The 22,056-nt window shown below is 25.8% G+C and carries 20 protein-coding genes; 15 read left to right on the top strand and 5 right to left on the bottom strand.

Features of this window, described 5'->3' with window-relative positions:
- Positions 1–61: 61 nt before the first annotated feature.
- Positions 62–262, bottom strand: coding sequence for a hypothetical protein (locus tag ARA19_RS06420; RefSeq protein ID WP_055070145.1), 201 nt, complete (start codon positions 260–262; stop codon positions 62–64).
- Positions 263–483: 221 nt separating this feature from the next.
- Between ARA19_RS06420 and ARA19_RS06425 the strand changes: the two genes are divergently transcribed.
- From ARA19_RS06425 to ARA19_RS06455, 7 genes are all read left to right on the top strand, one after another.
- The gene (locus ARA19_RS06425) at positions 484–1,818 is read left to right on the top strand and encodes an APC family permease (RefSeq protein WP_055070146.1); all 1,335 of its coding nucleotides are present in this window, start codon (positions 484–486) and stop codon (positions 1,816–1,818) included.
- An 876-nt stretch (positions 1,819–2,694) separates the two neighbouring features.
- A complete protein-coding gene (locus ARA19_RS06430; protein WP_055070147.1) occupies positions 2,695–3,450 on the top strand; it encodes a hypothetical protein in 756 nt (251 codons plus the stop codon).
- A gap of 344 nt (positions 3,451–3,794) precedes the next feature.
- Positions 3,795–5,054, top strand: coding sequence for a tetratricopeptide repeat protein (locus tag ARA19_RS06435; protein WP_055070148.1), 1,260 nt, complete (start codon positions 3,795–3,797; stop codon positions 5,052–5,054).
- Positions 5,055–5,258: 204 nt separating this feature from the next.
- The gene (locus ARA19_RS06440) at positions 5,259–5,885 is read left to right on the top strand and encodes a DedA family protein (RefSeq protein ID WP_055070149.1); all 627 of its coding nucleotides are present in this window, start codon (positions 5,259–5,261) and stop codon (positions 5,883–5,885) included.
- Positions 5,886–6,158: 273 nt separating this feature from the next.
- Positions 6,159–7,643 (top strand): YjjI family glycine radical enzyme, encoded by a 1,485-nt coding sequence (locus ARA19_RS06445; RefSeq protein WP_055070150.1) that lies wholly within the window; start codon positions 6,159–6,161, stop codon positions 7,641–7,643.
- Between the two features lie 52 nt (positions 7,644–7,695).
- Positions 7,696–8,538, top strand: coding sequence for a YjjW family glycine radical enzyme activase (locus ARA19_RS06450; protein WP_242862402.1), 843 nt, complete (start codon positions 7,696–7,698; stop codon positions 8,536–8,538).
- A gap of 92 nt (positions 8,539–8,630) precedes the next feature.
- Positions 8,631–9,026 carry a hypothetical protein gene (locus ARA19_RS06455; RefSeq protein WP_055070152.1) on the top strand — a complete coding sequence of 132 codons (396 nt, stop codon included), beginning with the start codon at positions 8,631–8,633 and terminating at the stop codon, positions 9,024–9,026.
- 296 nt (positions 9,027–9,322) lie between these two features.
- Here the strand turns inward: ARA19_RS06455 and ARA19_RS18120 are convergent, their stop codons facing one another.
- The gene (locus tag ARA19_RS18120; protein WP_278321676.1) at positions 9,323–9,451 is read right to left on the bottom strand and encodes a hypothetical protein; all 129 of its coding nucleotides are present in this window, start codon (positions 9,449–9,451) and stop codon (positions 9,323–9,325) included.
- Positions 9,452–9,840: 389 nt separating this feature from the next.
- On the opposite strand from ARA19_RS18120, the gene ARA19_RS06460 reads away from it, so the two are divergent.
- The 3 genes from ARA19_RS06460 (at position 9,841) to ARA19_RS06470 (ending at position 12,528) form a co-directional block, all read left to right on the top strand.
- Positions 9,841–10,551 carry an ABC transporter ATP-binding protein gene (locus ARA19_RS06460; RefSeq protein WP_055070153.1) on the top strand — a complete coding sequence of 237 codons (711 nt, stop codon included), beginning with the start codon at positions 9,841–9,843 and terminating at the stop codon, positions 10,549–10,551.
- Positions 10,548–11,270 carry an ABC transporter permease gene (locus ARA19_RS06465; protein ID WP_055070154.1) on the top strand — a complete coding sequence of 241 codons (723 nt, stop codon included), beginning with the start codon at positions 10,548–10,550 and terminating at the stop codon, positions 11,268–11,270. The genes ARA19_RS06460 and ARA19_RS06465 overlap by 4 nt, the downstream gene beginning before the upstream one ends.
- 307 nt (positions 11,271–11,577) lie before the next feature.
- Positions 11,578–12,528, top strand: a complete 951-nt coding sequence (locus tag ARA19_RS06470; protein WP_055070155.1) for a GH25 family lysozyme — start codon at positions 11,578–11,580, stop codon at positions 12,526–12,528.
- Between the two features lie 352 nt (positions 12,529–12,880).
- On the opposite strand, the gene ARA19_RS06475 is transcribed toward ARA19_RS06470, so the two are convergent.
- Complete coding sequence (locus tag ARA19_RS06475; RefSeq protein ID WP_055070156.1) at positions 12,881–13,183, bottom strand: hypothetical protein; 303 nt, start codon at positions 13,181–13,183, stop codon at positions 12,881–12,883.
- Positions 13,184–13,301: 118 nt separating this feature from the next.
- A complete protein-coding gene (locus ARA19_RS06480; protein ID WP_242862403.1) occupies positions 13,302–13,583 on the bottom strand; it encodes a bacteriocin immunity family protein in 282 nt (93 codons plus the stop codon).
- 759 nt (positions 13,584–14,342) lie between these two features.
- Here ARA19_RS06480 and ARA19_RS06485 point away from each other — a divergent pair.
- From ARA19_RS06485 to ARA19_RS06505, 5 genes are all read left to right on the top strand, one after another.
- Entirely contained in the window at positions 14,343–15,086 is a 744-nt protein-coding gene (locus ARA19_RS06485) for an FHA domain-containing protein (protein WP_055070157.1), read from the top strand.
- Positions 15,087–15,131: 45 nt separating this feature from the next.
- Positions 15,132–16,523, top strand: a complete 1,392-nt coding sequence (locus ARA19_RS06490; protein ID WP_055070158.1) for a protein kinase domain-containing protein — start codon at positions 15,132–15,134, stop codon at positions 16,521–16,523.
- A gap of 89 nt (positions 16,524–16,612) precedes the next feature.
- The gene (locus ARA19_RS06495; protein WP_055070159.1) at positions 16,613–17,449 is read left to right on the top strand and encodes a hypothetical protein; all 837 of its coding nucleotides are present in this window, start codon (positions 16,613–16,615) and stop codon (positions 17,447–17,449) included.
- Between the two features lie 505 nt (positions 17,450–17,954).
- The gene (cooS, locus tag ARA19_RS06500) at positions 17,955–19,964 is read left to right on the top strand and encodes an anaerobic carbon-monoxide dehydrogenase catalytic subunit (protein ID WP_055070160.1); all 2,010 of its coding nucleotides are present in this window, start codon (positions 17,955–17,957) and stop codon (positions 19,962–19,964) included.
- A 400-nt stretch (positions 19,965–20,364) separates the two neighbouring features.
- Complete coding sequence (locus tag ARA19_RS06505; protein ID WP_055070161.1) at positions 20,365–20,880, top strand: MgtC/SapB family protein; 516 nt, start codon at positions 20,365–20,367, stop codon at positions 20,878–20,880.
- Between the two features lie 89 nt (positions 20,881–20,969).
- Here ARA19_RS06505 and cax read toward each other — a convergent pair whose 3' ends face one another.
- Positions 20,970–22,049: a calcium/proton exchanger gene (gene cax, locus ARA19_RS06510; RefSeq protein ID WP_055070162.1), complete on the bottom strand. Its 1,080-nt coding sequence runs from the start codon at positions 22,047–22,049 to the stop codon at positions 20,970–20,972.
- Positions 22,050–22,056 lie beyond the last annotated feature (7 nt).

Here is a 22,056-nt window from a genome sequence, read left to right on the forward strand (position 1 = left end):
TGTTGAGACAGATATATAACTAGTTAAAAGGGATATATCTATAATTCTGATATACCCCCTTTTAATATTTTTTATTTAATAAGGCAATAACAAGTTCATCCTTTGTAAATTTACCTTTATTAGGTTCTGCAAAGTAGGATAATTCTACAGTTTCCTTTTTCCCACTTTTTAGAACTATATTTATAAAATTACTTTCGGTAGATTTTGTCCATCCTTCTATATTTTTATTTAACCACTTTTCATATTGTTCACGAGTTTTCAATAGTAGACCTCCCAGTATAGAAATTATCATGTTAATTAATGGTATACTTTAATGATATAATAATTTCTATAAATTATCAAGTGAAACTCAATTTAAAATAATTTTATTTAAATTATTATAATGATGAAAATATTTATATAGGATATAATATAAGTTATGATACAAAAGAAAAATAATTTCTACTTATGGTAGAGGTTAAAAAGTACAAAGGAGGAAGTTGGATGACAAAAGGACATGGACTAAAGAAGACTGTAGGGTTATCAGCTGCATTGTCAACTGTTATAGGTGTTGTTATAGGATCTGGAGTCTTTTTTAAACCTCAGGCAATATATAGTTCTACTCATGGTGGTCCTGGACTAGGTATAATTGCTTGGATACTTGGTGGCTTAATTACAATTGCAGCTGGATTAACAGCAGCAGAAGTATCAGCAGCCATGCCAGAAACAGGTGGAATGATGGTCTACATGAGAGAAATGTATGGGGAGAAATTATCTTTTTTAACAGGATGGATGCAAACAGTTTTGTATTTTCCGGGAATAATAGCATCAGGAGCAGTAATATTTGGTGAACAATCAGCTTCAATGCTAGGAAATTCTCATTTTAAAATGCCAATAGCAGTAGGTATAATAATATTTATATTAATTTTAAATGTAATTAGTTCAAAATTTGGAGGGGTAATTCAAACTTTAGCAACTATATGTAAATTATTACCGTTAATTTTGATAATAATTTTTGGGTTTATAAAAGGAACAGGTTCAAACAATATAATAACTCCTTTAATAGGTCCACATACAAGTATAGGGGCAGCTCTTGGGGAAGTTTTAATAGCAACTTTATTTGCTTATGATGGATGGATAAATGTTGGGGCTATAGCAGGAGAAATGAGAAATCCAGGAAAGGATTTACCAAAAGCTATAATAGGTGGATTATCAATTGTTATGGCAGTATATTTAGCAATAAATATATCCTATCTTTGGGTTGTTCCAGCTTCAGTAATGGCAACTGTACCATCACCAGCCTCTTTAGTAGCACAAAAAATATTTGGCTCAATTGGAGGAAATATAGTATCAGTAGGGATATTAATATCAGTTTTCGGAAATATGAGTGGAAACTTATTAACAGGACCAAGAGTAACTTATGCTTTAGCAGAAAAGAAAACAATTCCTTTTAGTAAGGTTTTCTCTAAGGTAAATAAAGGTGGAGTTCCAGGAAATGCAATGATGTTAACAGTAGTGCTAGCAATAATTTATGCTCTTTCAGGAAAATTTAATTTATTAACTAATTTAACTATATTTACTGTATGGATATTTTACATAATGATATTTGCAGGAGTAATTAAATTAAGAAAAACAAGACCAGATATGAATAGACCATATAAGGTTATTGGATATCCTATAATTCCAATAATAGCTATATTAGGTGGAGCATTTGTTATTATAAATCAATTATTTATGGCAGGGGAACAAAGTACTTTTACAGCTATAGGAGGAGTTATTATAACATTAATTGGACTACCTATATATTTATTTATGAAGAGAAAAAATGAATTAGAATAAACTTAGAATTATTTTTAATCTATAAAATAGTTGATTTTAAGAATCCTATTTTATAGATTTTTTATTCAAAAATAAGCATAAAAAATCCTAGGTAAAACTCGAAAATACCTAGGATTTTTGAATAAAATAAATATAATTGCTGTTTAAATAATTTTTAAAATATAATTTTTAATTAAGTTTTTAAGTTTTAAGTTTTATAAATTTTAAGTATCTTTTTTGAAATATAATTTTAAGTTAGTTATTAGTTTTCAAAACATTGTATTTTTTTGTCTTTAGCTAAGAAAGAACCTGCAAAAAATACTGCTGAAACTCCACAAACGATTCCTAATAATGATAACATATTATTTCCCCCTTTGCACTAAAATATTGAAAATCTATTTAAAATTATTGTTTTTTTATGATTGGCTTCCGTCAATCTCTATAGTTTTATTATATTCCTGAATTATTACAAAAGAGTAACTTTTGGATTAATAATTGGTGGAAAAAACATAATAAATTTTCTTTAATTATTAACAAACAATGAACGTTGTTAAGTTACTTATAGACAGGGCTGAGAAATAAGGTTTACTTAAATTTTTTTAGGAAAAAAATAAGGTTTTTTTTATTTTATATAATGTAAACATTACAATTATAATTTGATAATAAAAAGGAGAAAAGGGAGTCCTTAAATTTTATTTTTTATAGATAAAAGTTATTAAAATAATATTTCTATATTTGTTTTTAGATGTTCTTTAATAACTATAGAGAATTATTTATAATAATTTATTTAATATAGAGAAAAATAATTAAAATGATGAAAATAGAAGGTAATTGAAAAAAAATCAATTTATAAAGTAAAATTATTAATATCTTCAAGAATTTTTAAAGGAGTATTTTATGGTAAAGGAAAAAATATATAGAGATGATGACGTTGATAAGGAAAATAGCAACAATATAAAAGAAAGTGAAGAAGCAAATAGAAAAAAAGAGTTTTTAATTGAAGTTTCAAGGAACTTATCTATTGTACTAATAAATGAATTTATATCAGAGGAGAAATTAGTTGTCTTATTAAGTAGAAATAATTTTTTAACTGCTATTTTAAATACAATAGCATCTATAGATGTAATATGTACTTTAGGAAATTATTTAGGGATTCCTATTTTAGAGAATGAAATTAATGATATAGGAAAAATGATAGTAAAAGAAAATAAAACTATGGATAATTTCAGTAGTCCTGGCGAATATATGGTTTACTTAGTTGATAATGTAAAAGTAGATGATTTTGTAGTGAATAATGATGTAGAAGAAGCAATTTATAGTGCAATTGGTGGAATATTATTATTAAGTATAATATCAAAAAAAGTTAAAGCAAGAGTGGCACCTAATTTTGTTAATATACTTAAAAATATAGGAGTGAGACCTGATGAAATTTTAAGTATTATAAGGGCTTTTGCCAAGGAAAAATTAGCAGCAGATTTAGATCCCTTATTTGATGGAACTTTAGTACATAATGATAGAATAAGGACAATAGAGACTTTAAAAAATTCATTAATAATGACATTTTCAAAAATGTCTGAAATAGGGGCTTATGATAAAATAGATGAAATGAGAGAAGAAAATAGATTATTTAAAAAGGATTTAGGTATAATATAATAAGCTAAGGTTTAGGAATTTTAAATAGGGTTTTAAAAAATAAAGATGACTATCTCTTAATTGGAATTAATTCCTTTATTAGAGGTAGTTCTTTTATATTTAAATATCATATCACTAATTAAGTTTTCTGTATTTTCTTTATATTAGTAATTCTATTATAAATCATTTAAAGAAAAAAGTATTTTATCATGAAATTATTATTTAATTTTATATAAAGGATTTTAGAAGTTAATGAAGAATATAGATAATGTAAAAAATATCCATTTAGATAAAAATAACAACATATCAATTAATTTAAATATGTATATATTATGTAAAAGGGGTGTAAAGTAGGGGGGAGCTTCATGGAAGATAAAATAAAAATAGTTGATAAGCTAATGAATATGAAGAGGTATGAAGATGCTATAGAGTACTTAAATAATATTAGATATAGTCTAGAAAATGATATTGAATATTATTATAAACTATCAAAGATATATGAAGAATTAGGATTTTATGATGAGGCTATAGAGAAGTTAGAAAGGATTTTAGATATTGACAATAATTCAGGAGAAACTTATTTCAAGATTGCTAATGTATATCAAAAGGCCAATGAATTAGATAGTTGTTATGTCTATCTGAATAAGGCTTTAAAATATGGGTTTGATAGTTCAAAGATATTTTTCTATAGAGGATTAATTCAAGAGGTCAAGGGGAATTATGAGGAAGCCTTGAGTTTTTATAATAAGTCTAATATAAAAAATAAAAGTTATATGGATCCAAGGTATAGAACATATTATATTTATAGATTATTAGGAGATGAAATATTAATTGAAAAATCTTTAAGAGAAATAATAGAAAATAGTAGAGAACAATATAAAGGATATAGATTATTATTTGAGTTTTTAATATCTAAAAATAGGTATAGAGATGGAAAAAATTTATTAGAAGAAGCTAAAAAGATATTCTTTGACTCAGAGGAATTGAAATATGATTTAGTTAGGATTTATATAAAAATAACTAAATATGAAATGGCCGAGGAAATAATAAAATCAATTCCAGAAGATAGTGATAATTATAAAGTTTTTCAAATAGAACAATCAAGGTTAGAGGCTATATATAAAAATTATTATATAGCACGAAGTATTTTGGAAAAGGAAAATGTTTATGATGAAAAAAATACTGAGATTTTATATTTATTGGGAATTTATAATATAAAAATAAAGGATTTTAAAAATTCTTGTAAGTATTTAGATAAATTGATTCTTTTAGATTCAAATAATTTATTAGTTATTGTTGGTCATTACTTGAATGCTTGTAGTTATAGGATTATTGAAGGAAAAGAAGCAAGCATAAGAAGATTTAAAAAGCTTTATAAATTTTATAGTAATAAGTTATTAGAAAATAGAGGAGATACAAAATTAATTATATTGAAAATATTATCACTTTTAGAAATTGATGATTATATTGAAATAAATAATATAATCAATGAAATTAAGGAAGAAAACTCGGAAGACAGTTATAAGATTATAAGGTTAGTAAATAAATTTATAGAGAGTAAGGCTAACGGAAAGTTTAATAGTATTGATATAATAATGATGTTGAAAGTATTGTGGTCAAGATAGGTTAGGATGCTATCTTTTAATGAAGGAATGTTAAGAGATAGCATTGATTTAATATAATTATCTTTATAGTAAGTAAAAAAGTTATTTAATATTATCTTACAAAATTGAAAGGTTAAAGAAAGATAAGGAAATAGAATAACTTATATTAAGTTAGTATAATGAAGTAAAGAAAGTATCGAAAACTAAAGAGGAGTAGATAGAACAATGGATTTTAGCTTTATTATTACTAAACTTACAGACCTATCCATAAGCATGGGAAATATGGGAATATTTCTATTTTTAATTATAGAATATGCAGGAATACCAATACCTAGTGAATTAATATTACCTTTCTTTGGCATAGCAGCAGCTAAAGGAGATATATCTCTTATTGGGATTATAGTATTAAGTACAGTAGGAGCTTTAATAGGATCACTTATATGCTATGGAGTAGGATTTTTCGGGGGAAAAAAATTAATTGATTTTTTAATAAGAAAATTTCCAAAATTAAAAAAGCCATTAGACTCAATAGAAGTGTGGTTTTCCAAATATGGAAAGGAAAGTATTCTCATTGTTAGATTATTGCCTGTAATTAGAACATATATATCTTTATTTGCAGGTGTAGAAAGACAGAAAATTTCTATATTTACTATATATTCAACTATTGGAATAGCTATATGGAATATAATACTTATATTATTAGGATATTTTGTAGGAAACAACATGTCATTAATACAATCTATATTAGAAAAATATACATATGCATCAATAGTACTTGTAGTATTAGGTTCTGGAATTTATTTTTATAAAAAAAAGCGTAAAAGTAAAAAAATAGATAAGGAACTTTGTTAAGTAATATTTGATTACTAATACTTATAATGTTTAACGTTCTATAAATTATCAGATAAATAGGTAGAGTTTATTAGTTAAAGTTTATTATATATGAAAAGTTATTTATAATATTAGGGCAATATGTTAATATTTGACGAATTATTTAAGTATATAGGTTTAAAATAAGATTTCTATATTATTATATAACTATAGAAATCAATAATTATAAGTAAGAGAAAGAGCTTATTGATTTTTATCAATAGCTCTTTTTATTTTAGTACTGAGGGGGAGCTTATGAATAAGGTAGAAAGTATTATAAAAAATAAGAGTTTAACTTTTGAGCAAATGGTAGTAGCTTTAGCTAGAGAAGCTGAAAATAATATAGATGTTTTAAATATAAGTGGGAAAACTGAGGAACTTAGGAAATCAGGGGTAATTTGTGATCTTTTTGAAGGAAATGCACCTTATAGACCTAGATATATAATTCCTAACTATGAGAAGTTTATGGCAGAAGGGTCTAAGTTTTTAGGGCTTAAAAAACCAAAGGATATTTGGGAAGCTGTTAATAACCTTTTGATTTTTTATAAGCATGTTCCATCAATAACTACTATGCCTGTTTATATAGGAAATATAGATACTTTATTAGATCCATTTATTAAGTCAGAGAGAGAGGCTAGAAAGGCCATTAAATTTTTCTTGCTTCATATTGATAGAACTATAACGGATTCTTTTTGCCATGGAAACTTAGGACCAAGAGCAACTAGAGCTGGAAGAATAATATTAGAAATAGAGAGAGAACTTGAAAATACTATACCTAATTTGACTTTAAAATATAATAAAGATACTGAAAAAGAATTCGCTTTGGAAGCTATAAAAACTTCATTAAAAACAGCTAAGCCAAGCTTTGCTAATGATGAGATGTTTAAAAAAGATTTTAATGGAGATTATGCAATTGCTAGTTGTTATAATGGATTACCAATTGGTGGAGGAGCTTATACTTTAGTGAGAATGAATCTTAAGAAATTGGCAGAAAGTGCTCAAGGAAAAGAAGATTTCTTTCATAATAAATTGCCAGAAGCAATGGAAGCCATGGGAAGTTATATTAATGAAAGAATAAGATATTTAATTGAAGAAACTGCATTTTTTCATAGTAATTTTTTAGTTAAAGAGGGCTTTATTGAAAAAGAAAAGTTCACAGCTATGTTTGGTATAGTGGGATTAGCAGAAGCTGTAGATTATATTATGGAGAAAGAAGGAAAGGTTGGTTCCTTTGGGCATGATGTTGAATTTGATGATTTAGGAGAAGAAATAATTAAGGCATTACATAATTTTGTATTAAATTATGAAAGTCCACATTGTAAGATAACAGAAGAACGATTACTTATGCATGCTCAGGTTGGAATTTCAGATGATAATGGAGTGAGCCCAGGTTGTAGAATTCAAATAGGGAATGAACCTGAAATTTGGAATCATCTAAGACAAGCGGGAAGATTCCATAAGTATTTTCCATCAGGAATAGGTGATATTTTTCCTTTTGAAGAAAATACAATAAATAATCCAGAGTATATATTAAATATAATAGAAGGTGCCTTTAAGGTTGGAATTAGGTATTTTTCCTTATATTCAAGTACAGCAGATGTCATAAGAATTACAGGATACTTAGTTAAAAAGAGTGAGATGGAAAAATTAAAGCAAGGTGAAGCTGTAATGCAAGATACTGTAACTTTAGGTCTTGAAGCAGCACAAAATTGTAATATATTAAATAGAAAGATAAGATAATATTTACTTCTATTTAAATTGAGTTTAAGTGTAATAATGAGAGTGTGGTTTTATGAAGAGGATGACAGCAATAATTAATGATATTATTCCATTTAGTTCTGTAGATGGACCTGGAAATAGAACTGTTGTGTTTTTTCAAGGATGTAATTTTAATTGTTCTTATTGTCATAATAAGGAGACTATATCATTATGTAAAAACTGTGGTATATGTGTTGAGTTTTGTGAAAATGAAGCTTTAATTTATAAAGATAATAAAGTTACTTTTAATAGAGAACAATGTAGTGGATGTGATTGTTGTATAAATGCTTGTCCAAATAGCTCAACACCTAAAGGAAGAAAAATTACTGTGGAAGAATTATTTAATACAATAAAAAAATATACACCATTTATAAGTGGAATAACAGTATCAGGTGGAGAATGTACCCTTTGGAATGAATTTCTTATAGCATTATTTAAATTATGTAAGGGTGAAGGTCTTAGTTGTTTAATTGATAGCAATGGTTCTAATAATTTTAAAAATATGAAGGAGCTTTTAGACCTTAGTGATGGTGTAATGCTTGATATAAAGTCTTGGGATAATAATATTCATAAAGTGCAAATTGGAGAAAGTAATGAAATTGTAAAGGAAAACTTCTTATATTTATTAGAAAGAAATAAATTAAAAGAAGTTAGAACAGTTGTTTTAATGAATGATTTGAATAATGAGGAAACTGTAGGTGAAGTTTCAAGAATTTTAGGTGAAAAGAATGAAAATATAAGATATAAATTAATAAAATTTAGGAATCATGGTGTTAGAAAGTCAATGAAAGACAAAAAAGGACCAGATGATGGATGTATGATGGAATTAAAAAATATAGCAGAAAAAAATAACTGTAAAAATATTTTAATTGTATAGAAATATAAGTATTTTATAAAATAAATAATTGAATTTTATTCTAATAATATGTAAAATATTAGAAAAAGGTTTAGGAGAGTTTATTTAAGGGTATGAGTAGATTTGGGGAAAGAAAAAAATTAGTTGAACTTACGATAAATCTTATAAATGAGTATGAAGAATTAGCTTCAGAGTTTAGAGACAGCATAGAAAGTATAGAAGCTGATGGAATTTATGAAAATATACAAATTATTGATAAGAATGGAGAAGAGGAATTTAACCTTTCAGAAATATCTTATTATTATGAAGAGGAACAAGAGCTAGGATTGTTAAATAAAACTATAAGAGCTAGATTAAACAATGAGGAAATTAGAGAACAGTTTGAAGAAATGAACAAAGATGAATTTATAAATTATGTAGGGTTACTTTATTATAGTAATTATAGATGCTCAGAAATATATGATGAACTTAAAGCTGTGGAAGAGTATTATAAAGAAAATTTAATGTAATTAGTAATAAATTTTTACAAAAAACAAAAAGAGTATCTAAAAATAAAATTTTTAGATACTCCTTTTTATTACGATAGAAGTTATTAAGTAATTAATATTCTGGCGGTACACCCATAATACATCCCTCGCTAACTTAAATTTTAGTTCATAATTCAATGTTCTGGTGGTATATCCATTACATCTACCTCATTTACTTCAAATTTTAGTTAAATTTTCTTTTGATAATTAATCTCTAGATTTTGGAACTTACTTGTGGTGACTTTCAAATTTCTTCTATCTTCTTTTTACCATGTCACCTAAGGATTGTCTCCTTGTCTTCCTATAGGATAACCCTTCATGTCATTTAAAATCTGCCTAAATTCTTCAACTAATTTTAGTCTTAGATTAGTGATTTCATGACTTTCGGGAATCACTTTATTAGACATAGTCAATTCCTCCTTATGGATTTCTGGCTTGTAAGATGTTTCTTAACCACCTTACACTATTATATTGTCCTAAAGTAATTTTTTAATTCAAGGTAATTTAAGGTATTAATATTATTTTATGGACAAATAATGTTATTTTTAATCTATTAATAAAACTATGTACTTTTTTGTATTAATAATATAATTCAATAAATTGTATTAAATATATTAAAATGTATAAAAATATTTATACATAATTAAGAAAACGTTTTAATAATCAATAAATATGAAAAAGATATGAATTTGATATTAATATTACATGAATATACAATTGGCTCATAAAGAAAAAGTAATGATTATATCAATTATATTAAATGAGTAAAAAATATAAAGAATAGATGAGGACATTTATGGAAAGAGAATGTATATTAGAAGTAAGAAATTTAAGAAAAAAGATTAGAAATAAGCTTATAATTCAAGATGTTTCATTTTCTATAAATGAGGGAGAGATTATAGGATTAATAGGTAATAATGGAAGCGGCAAAACAACTATTATGAAATTAATTACAGGATTACTAAGACCAAGTAATGGCGAAGTATATATAAATGGATATAATATAAAAACTCATAAGAAAAAGGCCTTAGAATATATTGGGGCAGTAATAGAAGTTCCAGCTTTATATTTACACTTAACAGGACTTCAAAATATAAAATATTTTTCTAGATTCTATAAAGATATAAAAAAAGATAAAATAGATGAAATAATAGATTTATTAGAAATGAGAAATTTTATTAATTTAAAGGTTGATGAATATTCTTTAGGCATGAAGCAAAGGTTAGGATTAGCTATTTCAATGGTACATAATCCTAAATTATTAATATTGGATGAACCTATAAATGGAGTTGATTCAAAGGGTATTATGTTATTAAGAAAACATTTGAGAGAAATTGCTGAAAACTATGGGACAGCTATACTTGTTTCAAGTCATATTTTAACTGAATTAGAAAGTATTTGTGATAGAGCTATTTTAATTGAAGATGGAAATATAAAAAATATAGTAGAGGTAGATAAAAATATATCACTTGAATCAATTTTAAATGATGTTAAGGAGAAAAAATGATTAGTTTAATAATTAATGAATTAATAAATATATTTGGAAGAAAAAAAACTAAGATATTTTTGTTATTAGAATTTATATTAGTTTTTATATGTTATTATTTCTATATAAATAGTCCATCAATGATGCATGTAGAAAAACATAATTTTGTTAATTATATTTTAGAGAGTTCTATTGTAGGTTTTGTAGTTATCTGTGCAAGTATTATTTTTACCAATGATATAATCGTAGGAGAATTTTCTCAAGGGACTATTAGACAAATATTAATAAGACCTAAAAGTAGATTTGAAATATTATTAGCGAAAATAATAACTATAATTATTTTAGTAATAGTACAATATTTAATATTACTTGTGCCTTCTTTAATAATAGGACATTTTATTTTTAATGTAGTTAATTTTAGTTCTATTATTACTAATTTTATCAATGACGGTTTTGTTGGAATTGTTGTTTCAGTATCTTTAACTATTATGATTGGAGTAATTACTTGTTCAACAGCAATTTCAGTTGCTATTCCTATTGGATTATATTGTTTTGGGCAAATGCTATCATATACATCAGTTTTTCATTTAATATATAAGTATTATGTATATTATTATGTTGATTATCCTTTAAGATATACTGGGCAATCAATGAAATTTATTTCATTTGTGGTTTTTTCATATTTTATTATTTTTACAATAATTTCTTTTATTGTTTTTCAATGTAGAGAGATAAAATAATAGGATGAAATTTTTATTACTACTATTTTATAAGATAATTATAAATAAGTATCAAGAATAGATTAATATATCAATAGGCTTTCTTTCAAGGTATAACGATGTAAAAATACATTAAGAATTATGTAGTAATTTATAATAAAAAATAGAGTATTAATTTACCAATTAATACTCTATTTTTTATTTTTTTTGGAAATAAGTATTTAATTTATCTTCTTTATATTTAATAATTATTATCACTTTACAGTTATTCATAATAAACTAAAAGTAAAAGATAATAATTAGCTAATAAAATTAAGGAGTGAATAATATGATAAAGGGAATAGATGTAAGTAATTGGCAAGGAAGCATAGATTTCAATAAAGTTAAGAATGCAGGGTATGAAATAGTTTATATCAAAGCTACAGAGGGAGAGCATACTTTAGATCAAAGATTTAATGCTAATTATCAAGGAGCTAAAGCAAGTGGCATTAATATAGGATTTTATCATTTCTTGCATGGTAATGAAAGTGGTAAAACACAAGCTAAGTGGATGTTTAGTAATATTAAAGATAAAGAATATCAATGTAAAATAGCTATTGATGTAGAAGTCACTGATGGAGCAAGTGTAGATGAACTAAGTCAAATAGTAATAGATTTTGCTAATACTATAACAGCATTAACAGGTAATGAAGTTGTGTTATACACTTATACTAGTTTTCTAAATGATAATCTTAATAGTTCTATAGATAAATATCCTCTTTGGATTGCTGAATACGGAGTAAATCAACCTAGAATATTAAGAAAATATATTGGCTGGCAATATGCAGATAATGGTCAAGTTGCAGGGATACCAAATGGTAATACTGATTTAGATTACTTTACAGAAGAAATCTATTTAGGCAAGAATATGACAAATGATGATAGAATAGATAAAGCAGTTATCAATAATAACACAAGTTTTAAGGTAGGGCAAAATGTTAAAATTATTGCTTATAGATATTCTACTGGTCAAGTGATTCCTGCTTGGGTTAAAGAAAGTAGTTATCCTATAATTCAAGTAGATAGTAATAAAGTCCTATTAGGAAATGGATTAATGAGTTGGGTAGATAAATCTGGAGTAGTATTAGTTAATAATATAAAAACTTATATAGTTAAGTCTGGTGATACGCTAGGAGCTATAGCAAGTAAATTTAATACTACAGTAAATAAATTAGTAGCTTTAAATAATATTAGTAATCCAAACTTAATTTATGTAGGGCAAATATTAAAAATAAATTAGAAGTAAATTTTGAATTTCTAGAAGGGTAAAAATTGATCTATTGCATTATTTTTTATGCTTAGTAATCATTTATTTAGAACAATATTAGAGAGTTAACCATCAGCATTTATCGGATGGTTGGCTCTTTTTATATGCAAAAAGAGAAAGATGAAATAATGATAGTAAAAATTATGAGTAATACAGTAATAATAAGAAAGATTATAGGAATCTTTTAGATAGATTATTTACGAGTAATAATGATGATGTTATACTGGATAAAAATAGATAATTAAAAGGTAAAAATTTATAGCAGATGTTTTAAAATCTAATCTATTGCTGATTAAATTAGTAAAATAAGATTCAGAAATTTAAATTAAATTTTTTTTATATATAAATATTTATTTTTTAATATAGTGGCGTAAATAAATAATAATAGAATACGCCATCCCTTTAACGAAGACCCACATTTAAATTCTATATTTTCATCATCTAAAATTTCAAAATTTATTTTATTACTTTTACACCAATCAAGTGTTAAATAAATTATATGATTTCCTTTTTGTATGTCTATTCTTTTTGTTTCATTGCATTTAATTTTACCATAAACTTGTCCATCTATTATAATTTTATAATTTCGCTCTGTATCAAGTAAATTATCTCTATGTAATATTAGCATGTGAAAAACCCCTTAACTATAAAAAATTAGATATACAATATAGGTTAAATAATATATTATAAAACAAAATTAAATAATTAAAATAAATTAAGCAATGACCAATAAATTAATCCACGCCCTAATTCTTTTTCAAAAAGCCCAGTTGAAAAAATATCCATGTAAAGTTTACTGACTTTAGGACTAAGATTTTTTTATTTCTAAATTTATAAAGTGCTAATCTTCTTAAATTTTCTGCTAATCTCATAGTTTGCAATTCAAAGTCTTTCCCTTTTTCGACTGCATTTTTAAATTCAATAAGTTTAATGCGTTCATCTTCAGCAGTTTGCTTATCCAAAATTAAATCATAAATTCGTTCTAATAAAATATTTTTTGACAAACATTGTTTTTCTTTCCTATTCAAGTTAATCACCTGCCTCAAAATATTTAAACTCACTGAAAGATAATTAAGTAGAAAAAATTAATATGATAAGAAAGCCTAAATTAGAGAATAGGCTTTCTTATAAATGCTATTAGTTTAAATGAACAAATAAAAAAGTTGATATAATTTTATATGCAATTAAGATGTATTCAGCTACAAATACATTATAATACTAATAGATAAGGATAATCAATATCAATTAGTGAATGTTAATAAAAAATATATAATATTAATATAGTGTTATAAACTTTAACGAATAATAGATTTTATGTAAAATTTAAACTATTTACTATCACAAAAAAAGCCTAGATTGGTGAGACGTAATCTAGGCTCTTTGTAATAAGGGTAAAAACTAAGAAACTCATAGTTTTAATATTAAATAATATAAAAATGGTTGAACTTAATTATTTAATGTCCACTACAATTATATTATATTACTAATTGTAAATGTATACAATAGAAAAGGGATGCAATATTAATAGAATGTTGTTAATTTTAAGAACTAATAGATTTATTATAAATAATTACTAAAATTGTTTATATATGTAGTATGATATAGATGATGTTATGATTAATAAATATGAAATTCTAAATGATAAAAAAACTTCTAAAGAAAGAAATTACCTCATACTATATAAAGGATATTAAAATAATAATATTATGTGAAATAGATTAATATAATTTACAATAAGAGGAGAAAAGGTAAGTGGGAAATAGTTTTTAGTTGAGGTGAGTTAAATTTTGATAAAAGAATGTATGAAACCAAATTGCAGAAAGAAATATAGAGTATGTGATGAGGGATTTGGGTTAAATAATTGTAAGGTTTGTGGAGCACCACTTAGATTGATAAATGATGAGGGGAATGAGTTAGAAAACTTTAAAGAGGAAAAATTCATAAATACTAATGAAGAGACAATTATTGATAGAACTATGATAGATAGTGATTTTACAGAAAAAATTAATAAACTAGAAAATCAACATAATAAAGAATTAAAAAATGAGGAAAATTTTAAAAAGAGTAAGTTATCATCTAGGGAGTTAGAAATAGGTAATATTGAAAATATAGAAGAGAAAGAAGATATAGTAGAATTTAAGGAAGAGGGTATTTTTGAAATAGATGAATTTGGCTATATCTATTTTAATATTATAAAAGAGGAAAATAGAGAATGTTCTAAAATTATTCTTTATTTAGATAACATCATACATTCCGTATTTAATTTAAAGTATGATGAAATGATAATAGGTCGTAGTGCTAAAGGGAGTAATCCAGATGTAGATTTAGCTTCTATAGATACAGATAAAATAGTTAGTAGAAAACATGCTGTGATATATAAAAGAAATAATGATTATTATATAGGAAATTTGACAGATCAAAATTATTTAGATGTAAATGGAGAGGATGTTATAAAATCTAAAGACAGGAAATTAAATAATGGGGACTTAATACTATTAAGCAAAAGATATAAATTAAAATATATAAATTAAAAAGTTAATATAGTAATTATTTAAATGATCGCTTAGGGGGAGTTTATGGGGGAAGTCTATAAAAATTCAATAGTATTATGTGCTAGCAATAAAAATTTAAATGGTAGATGGAGTTTAATAGATAAGAATGAAGTTGTAAATGAGGAATTTACATGGATTCATAAGGAATTTCAAAAAGAGTTTAAAAGGGTTAGTACATTTTTAGGTTATGATAACTTAAAGCAGAAGGAAGTTATTATAAAAACGGTTAGATTAAGTAAAAGTAAGGATTATAAAGAACAAAGGGAGATATTAAAAAATTATACAAAGACTTTAAATGATATAAAATCACCTTTTTTACCTCAATTATTAGATTTTTTTTATTTAAAGGAAAATAACAACATACAATGTATTAAAAAAAATGAGCCTATGATAATTTTAGAGTATAAAAAGGGAAGGACTTTAGAAGAGGAAGTTTTAGAGGGGAAATTTAAAGAGGCAAAAAATAATGAAGCTAATATGCTTAGAATTGTAGAGATAATGAAAAAGACATTGGGCTTAAGTAAATATATAGAAGAAAAGGGATACGTTCATTTAGGAATAAGTCCAGAGCATATTATTATAGGGGAAAATGATGAAGTTAGCTTTCTAGGTTTAGGAAGAATTTGCGAAGTGAAAAATGGAGTTTTAAATTCTAAATCAGTTAATTTTAGTAGAAGTCTTTATGGATATTCTGCTCCAGAACTAAATAATATAGAGTTTAGTTGGGGTGAAAATTCTAAACCTGCTGAAATAATTGCTTTTTCTTTAGGTGTGTTATTACATCAATTAGTTTGCGGGAGTATAAATTTTTCTAATGATTCTATAAGGGAAGGTGCTTTTTATTATCCTAATAATAAAAGTAAGGAAATAATTCTTAAGCAAAGAAATGGATATAGATTACATGATTTTTTAGAAAAACTTTGTAATCATCAGAAAGAAGAAAGATTAAAAAACTATGAGGAAATAGAAAGCATATTAGATGAATTAACGAAGGAAAGAAATTATTATGAACTTACTAATAAGCCATTTATAGCTCCAGAAGGTGAGGAAACTATATATAAAAATTTAGTTGGCTATATTAGTTCATTTAATAAGGAAAGAAAGCATGGATTTGTAAGAAGTGATAAGGGTGAGGAATTTTATTTAAGGTTTAAGGAAATTGAAGAATTTAATTTAAAAAATGTTCGGGAAGGATTAGAAATTGAATTTGATGTAGTAAAAGATTCTACAGGAGAAATTTTTGTTTCTAATATAAAAGATAAAAGTTATGTTGTAATAGATGTAGAAGAAAAATATAATACTGAAGTTGAAGATGATGAGCTTGAAGAGTATTATGAATATGAAGATGAAGCGAGTGGATTAAAAGTATTTGGAGGAATACTAAGGCGTATTAGAAAGGTATTAAGTAAAAGTTAAATTAAACATTGAATAGTTAGAGGGAAAATTAATTTAATGGGAGGTAAAAGTTACAATATATTAGAATATGAAAGTAACTGCTTTAAAATATGAAAATAAATAGGGAAGAAAATCAAGGAAATTTATCTATAATAGAAAAAGAATTTTATTTAAAGGAAGTAGCAGTTGATAAATTTGATTCAAAGGATGAGGATTATTTAGTTATAGGAGATTTTTTAAAGGAAAATATTAAAAGTTATAACATTGGATTTGGAATAATAGATAAGGAGAGTAGAGAAATAACATCTTCAAAAAAGTTAGATTTAATGTCTAATGAAAATATAGCTATTTTTATATATAACTGTACCTTAGATATGAGTTCTATTTTAGGCAAAAGAATTTTTCTTAAAAATAAGAAGAATGAAGTAATATGGGTTGGAAAAATAAGATGTATTCCAAGTAAGTGTTTAAAGTTTACTGAGCATGAAGTTGGAGAATGTTATATTTGTGACAGAGTTGTGAATAAAAATACAATAGAAAATAAAGAGGATGTTGCTATAGCAACTTTAGAAGGAAATGATAAAATATTTTCTGTTTTGAATATAAAATGTAATGGAAAAGCAGATTCAGAAAAGAAATTTAAAGAAGTAGATAATGGTATTGTAGAAAAAGAAAATATTGTATCTACAGAGTTAAAACAATATATAGGAAATAGAGGAGAAGAATTAATACTAAAAATAATAAAGGATATAATAACTGAAAAATCAGTAGTAGTAAGAAATATAAAAAAATTTGATAATACTTTAGATAAATATGCAAAAATAACAATTTCAAGGGAAGAAACAGAGATAACTATAAATCAAAATAATGATACAACTACAATAATAAGTTGTGGAAGAGGAATAATAGATTTAGAAAAAATATTAATGTACACAATATCAAAATAATTCTAATAAGAACTTTTTATATAATTTATTGTAATAATCTATCTGTTATAAGTAAGAGATAAACAGTATCATCGTTCTAGATAACTTCAACTAAAGTTCAGATAAAGTTTTAATTCTATTTGAATTTTAGTTGAAGTTTATTTATTAGTAAAATATGAAAATTCAATATTTTGTATAATTGTATTTCCAATAATAAACTTTTAAACCTAATTTATAGAATTATTGATTTTTATTTATAGAAATTTGTAATAAATTCATTATTTTTCAGTCATATATGAACAATATAATGAATATTTATTAAAATTTTATTCATTATGCAGTATGTATAAATATTAACATAAAAAGGATAGGTGTTTCCTATGTAATTATTTAAAAAAGGTTGATATTTTTTAACTTTGTTAAAAATATCACATTGGACTTTAAGAATTAATAAGCCTAAAATTAATCTCGTAAAGGAAATTTAATTTGTTTATGGTTAATTTAACTAGAAGATGGAGGGAAAACAATGGATAAAGAAAAAATGAACAAGCAAGAAAACCACATCCATGATCATAATCATGATCATGGACATGAGCATCATCATCATGGTGGAGTAAATGATTACTTACAAGCAGTATCAGAATATAGAAAAACTTTTCCTAATAAACAGCAAGTTATAGAAAAGACACCAGACCCAGCTGTAAAAGAATTATTATTGCATATGGAGCAAATAGGATGTGAAACATCATTTGATAGATTTGATGCACAACAACCACAATGTAGTTTTGGTATGGCAGGAGTTTGTTGTAAAAACTGTAGTATGGGCCCTTGTAAAATTACTCCAAAAAGCCCAAGAGGGGTTTGTGGTGCAGATGCCGATATTATAGTATCAAGAAATATGTTAAGAGCTCTTGCAGCTGGTTCAGCAGCTCATGGTGCTCATGGAAGAGAAGTTGCTATAGCATTAAAGAAAGCAGCAGAAGGTCAATTAAATTTACCAATATGTAAAGATGTTACTTTAAAATATGCTAAGCAATTTGAAATAGAAACTGAAGGAAGAACAATAGAAGAAATAGCTATAGATTTAGCTGATGTATTATTAGAAGACTTATCAAGACCAATGGCTGATGAATATAAATTAATTAAGTATTGTGCCCCAGAGGAAAGACAAAAAGTATGGGCTGATCTTGATATACTTCCAATAAGTGCTTATCAAGAAGTTTTTGAAGCTTTCCATAGAACTAATGAAGGAACAGATGGAGATTGGGAAAACATAATGAAACAATTCATGAGAGTTGGACTTACTTTTGCATTCTCAGGAGTTGTTGGTGTTGCTGTAGCAACAGATTCATTATTTGGTTTACCAGAAAGACGAACTTCAAAAGTTAATGTTGGAGCATTAGAAAAGGGCTATGTAAATATAGCTGTTCACGGACATTTACCTATTTTAGTAAGTGAAATAGTTAAACAGGGACAAAGTGAAGAGTTTATAAATTTAGCTAAAAAACATGGAGCTAAGGGAATTAAATTCTATGGAATTTGTTGTTCAGGGCTTTCAGCTATGTACAGATATAGTGGAGTTATTCCATTATCAAATGCAGTAGGAGCAGAGTTAGTATTAGGTACTGGTGCATTAGATCTTTGGGTTGCAGATATACAAGATGTATTCCCTGGAATAATGGAAGTTGCAAAATGCTTTAAAACAACAGTTGTAACAACTAGTGATTCAGCTAGATTACAAGGTGCAGAGCATTATGCATATGATCATGAACATTCTAATTTAAAAGATACTGAAAAAATAGCTAGAAAAATAGTTACAAGAGCTATAGAAAGTTTTGCTGAAAGAAGAGATGTACCAGTATTTATTCCACCTTATGAAGTTGATGCTGAAGTAGGATTCTCATCAGAATATGTAGTAGAAAAATACGGTAGCATGAAACCTCTATATGAAGCATTAAGAGATGGTAAGATTTTAGGTATAACAAATATGGTTGGATGTAATAACCCAAGAGTTATCTACGAAAGAGCTACAGTAGATATAGCAAATAAATTAATTAAGAACAATGTTCTTATATTAACTAATGGTTGTGTTTCATTCCCATTATTAAAATTAGGATTCTGTAATAAAGAAGCTTTACAAAAAACTGGAGAAGGATTAAAAGAATTTTTAGGACAAGATACACCTCCAGTATGGCATGTAGGAGAATGTATAGATAACACAAGATCAGTTGAAATATTTGCTGGTGTTGCTGCTGAAGCTGGAAAAGCTATTAAGGATATGCCTTATGCTTTCTGTAGTCCAGAATGGTCAAATGAAAAAGGTATAGGTGCATCATTTAGCTTTAGATTACTTGGAATAAGTTCATATCATTGTGTAATGGCACCAATTATGGGATCAGATAATGTTAAGAACTTCTTACTTGACCAAAGAGATACATTAGGATGCACAATGAATATAAATGTAAATCCTGATGAATTAGGAGATAAGATATTAGCAGACTTAAAAGCTAAGAGAAAAGCTTTAGGATGGAAATAAGAAATTAGAGCATAGAATTTATAAAAAATAATATTTGTAATATTAGGCATATGTATATGCATAGTAGATTTTCATTAAAAAGAGGATGTATCAAATTACAGATACATCCTCTCTATCTTTTATCTAGCTATATAGATTCACCATTTGTGCCTATATAGCTATCTCGGCAGATGAAAAAAATATATTTAAAGGGAATAATTTGATACAGCTCCTTTAATTATTTTTAGTTTATTGAAAATTACAGAGGAGTACATTTTTATAGTGTTTTTTATTTTCTTTGCATTGGTCAGTTTCAAAGGTAAAATTTCTAAGATAAAAAAATTGATTTAAGTGAATAATATTGGTCATAGGGTAATAAAAGTATTATGAAGTTAATTATAAAATGCTGAGGAGATAGATTATGAATGTTACTTCTCAAATAATTAAACTTATAATTGCATCAATAGTTGGATTTGTAGTAGGAATAGAAAGAAGCAAAAGACAAAAAACAGCTGGGGTAGGAACTTTCTCTATTATATGTATAACATCTTGTTTTTTAACCATAATGGCAGTTTATGAAATACCAAATAGTGCTGATCCATCTAGATTAATAGCAAATATAATCACTGCTATAGGTTTTGTTGCAGGAGGTACTATTTTTACGGTAGGAATAGGAAAGTCTATTAAGGTAAGTGGATTAACCACAGGTGCTGAAATATTTTCAGTGGCTTCTCTTGGAATAGGAGTGGGATTAGGCTTATATGAAATAGTAATAACTGTAGTTATTTTAATTGAGATTAATATATATTTCGCTAAATTGACAAAGAAACATTATAAAAGGAAAAAGGGTAAAAAGGTGAAAAGCGCTATTGAGGTAATTTCGGATGAGGGTTTAGAGGAAAGTTCCAGTGAGGAAGATGAAGAAGAATTAAATTAAAGATTAAAGCCTATAAAAACTTAAGGTGTTTTAAAAGAAGTGTCTAATAAAAAACCACGCTCAGAAAAAAGCGTGGTTTTAATGTGATGTTAAACTATAAAAAAGCCAGCAGCTATTATAAGGTATACAGCTAATAGTTGAAAGCCTTCAAGCCAATGAGATTCACCATCACTTGCTATTCTATTAACTATGAGAACAGCAAGGAACATTGAAACTAATTCAAAGGTATTAAATACTATACTCATAGGTTTAAAGAATAAGCTTAGGAAAATCAATACTGGTGTTACAAATAATATGATTTGTAAGCTTGAACCAATGGCAATTTCAACAGAAACATCCATTTTATTTTTTAGTGCCATAGAAACAGCAGTTGAATGTTCAGCAGCATTTCCGATTATAGGTATTAATATTATACCAACAAAAAGATCGCTAAGTCCAAGAGTTGAAGTTATGGCATCAACTCCATTAACTAGGAATTCACTTTCAATGGCAATACATATTGTAGAAATAGCTAGTACTGCTATTGCTTTTCCTAAAGACCATTTATTTTTATCTTCTGACTCTTCTTCATTTGTGTTTAAAGAAGAATTATTTTCTTCTTCGGTGGTCTCATAAACATTTTTATGAGTAAAAAATGAGAAAACTAAGCTAAGTATGTAAATGATAAACATTACAGCTGCAACAAATATGCTAAAATCTTCGTATCTTGTATTTATAAGAGACTTGTCCAATGTATGAGTAAATACAGCAGGAATAGATAATCCAATAACTGCAAATAACAACATACTAGATGAGACTTCAACAATTTTTTTATTAAACTTTTGAGTTTTAAATTTTAATCCACCAGCAAACATACTAGCACCAAGAACTAATAGTATGTTTCCAATAACAGAACCAACAATAGAAGCTTTAACTACATCAAATAATCCAGCTTTTAAGGCAAAGAATGATATTATAAGTTCTGTAGCATTTCCAAAAGTTGAATTTAAAAATCCACCAACCTTTGGTCCAGTATAAAATGAAATTTCCTCCGTAGCTTCCCCCATTAATCCAGCTAAAGGTATAATAGATAAAGCTGCAAAAATAAAGTTAATTGAAGGTGAAATTTTTAGAAATTCTCCTATAAAGCTTATAGGAATGAAAATCAGTAAATATTTCAAAATCTTCATTTGTTTA

This window comes from Clostridium massiliamazoniense (assembly GCF_001403635.1).
Classification (GTDB): Bacteria; Bacillota; Clostridia; order Clostridiales; family Clostridiaceae; genus Sarcina; species Sarcina massiliamazoniense.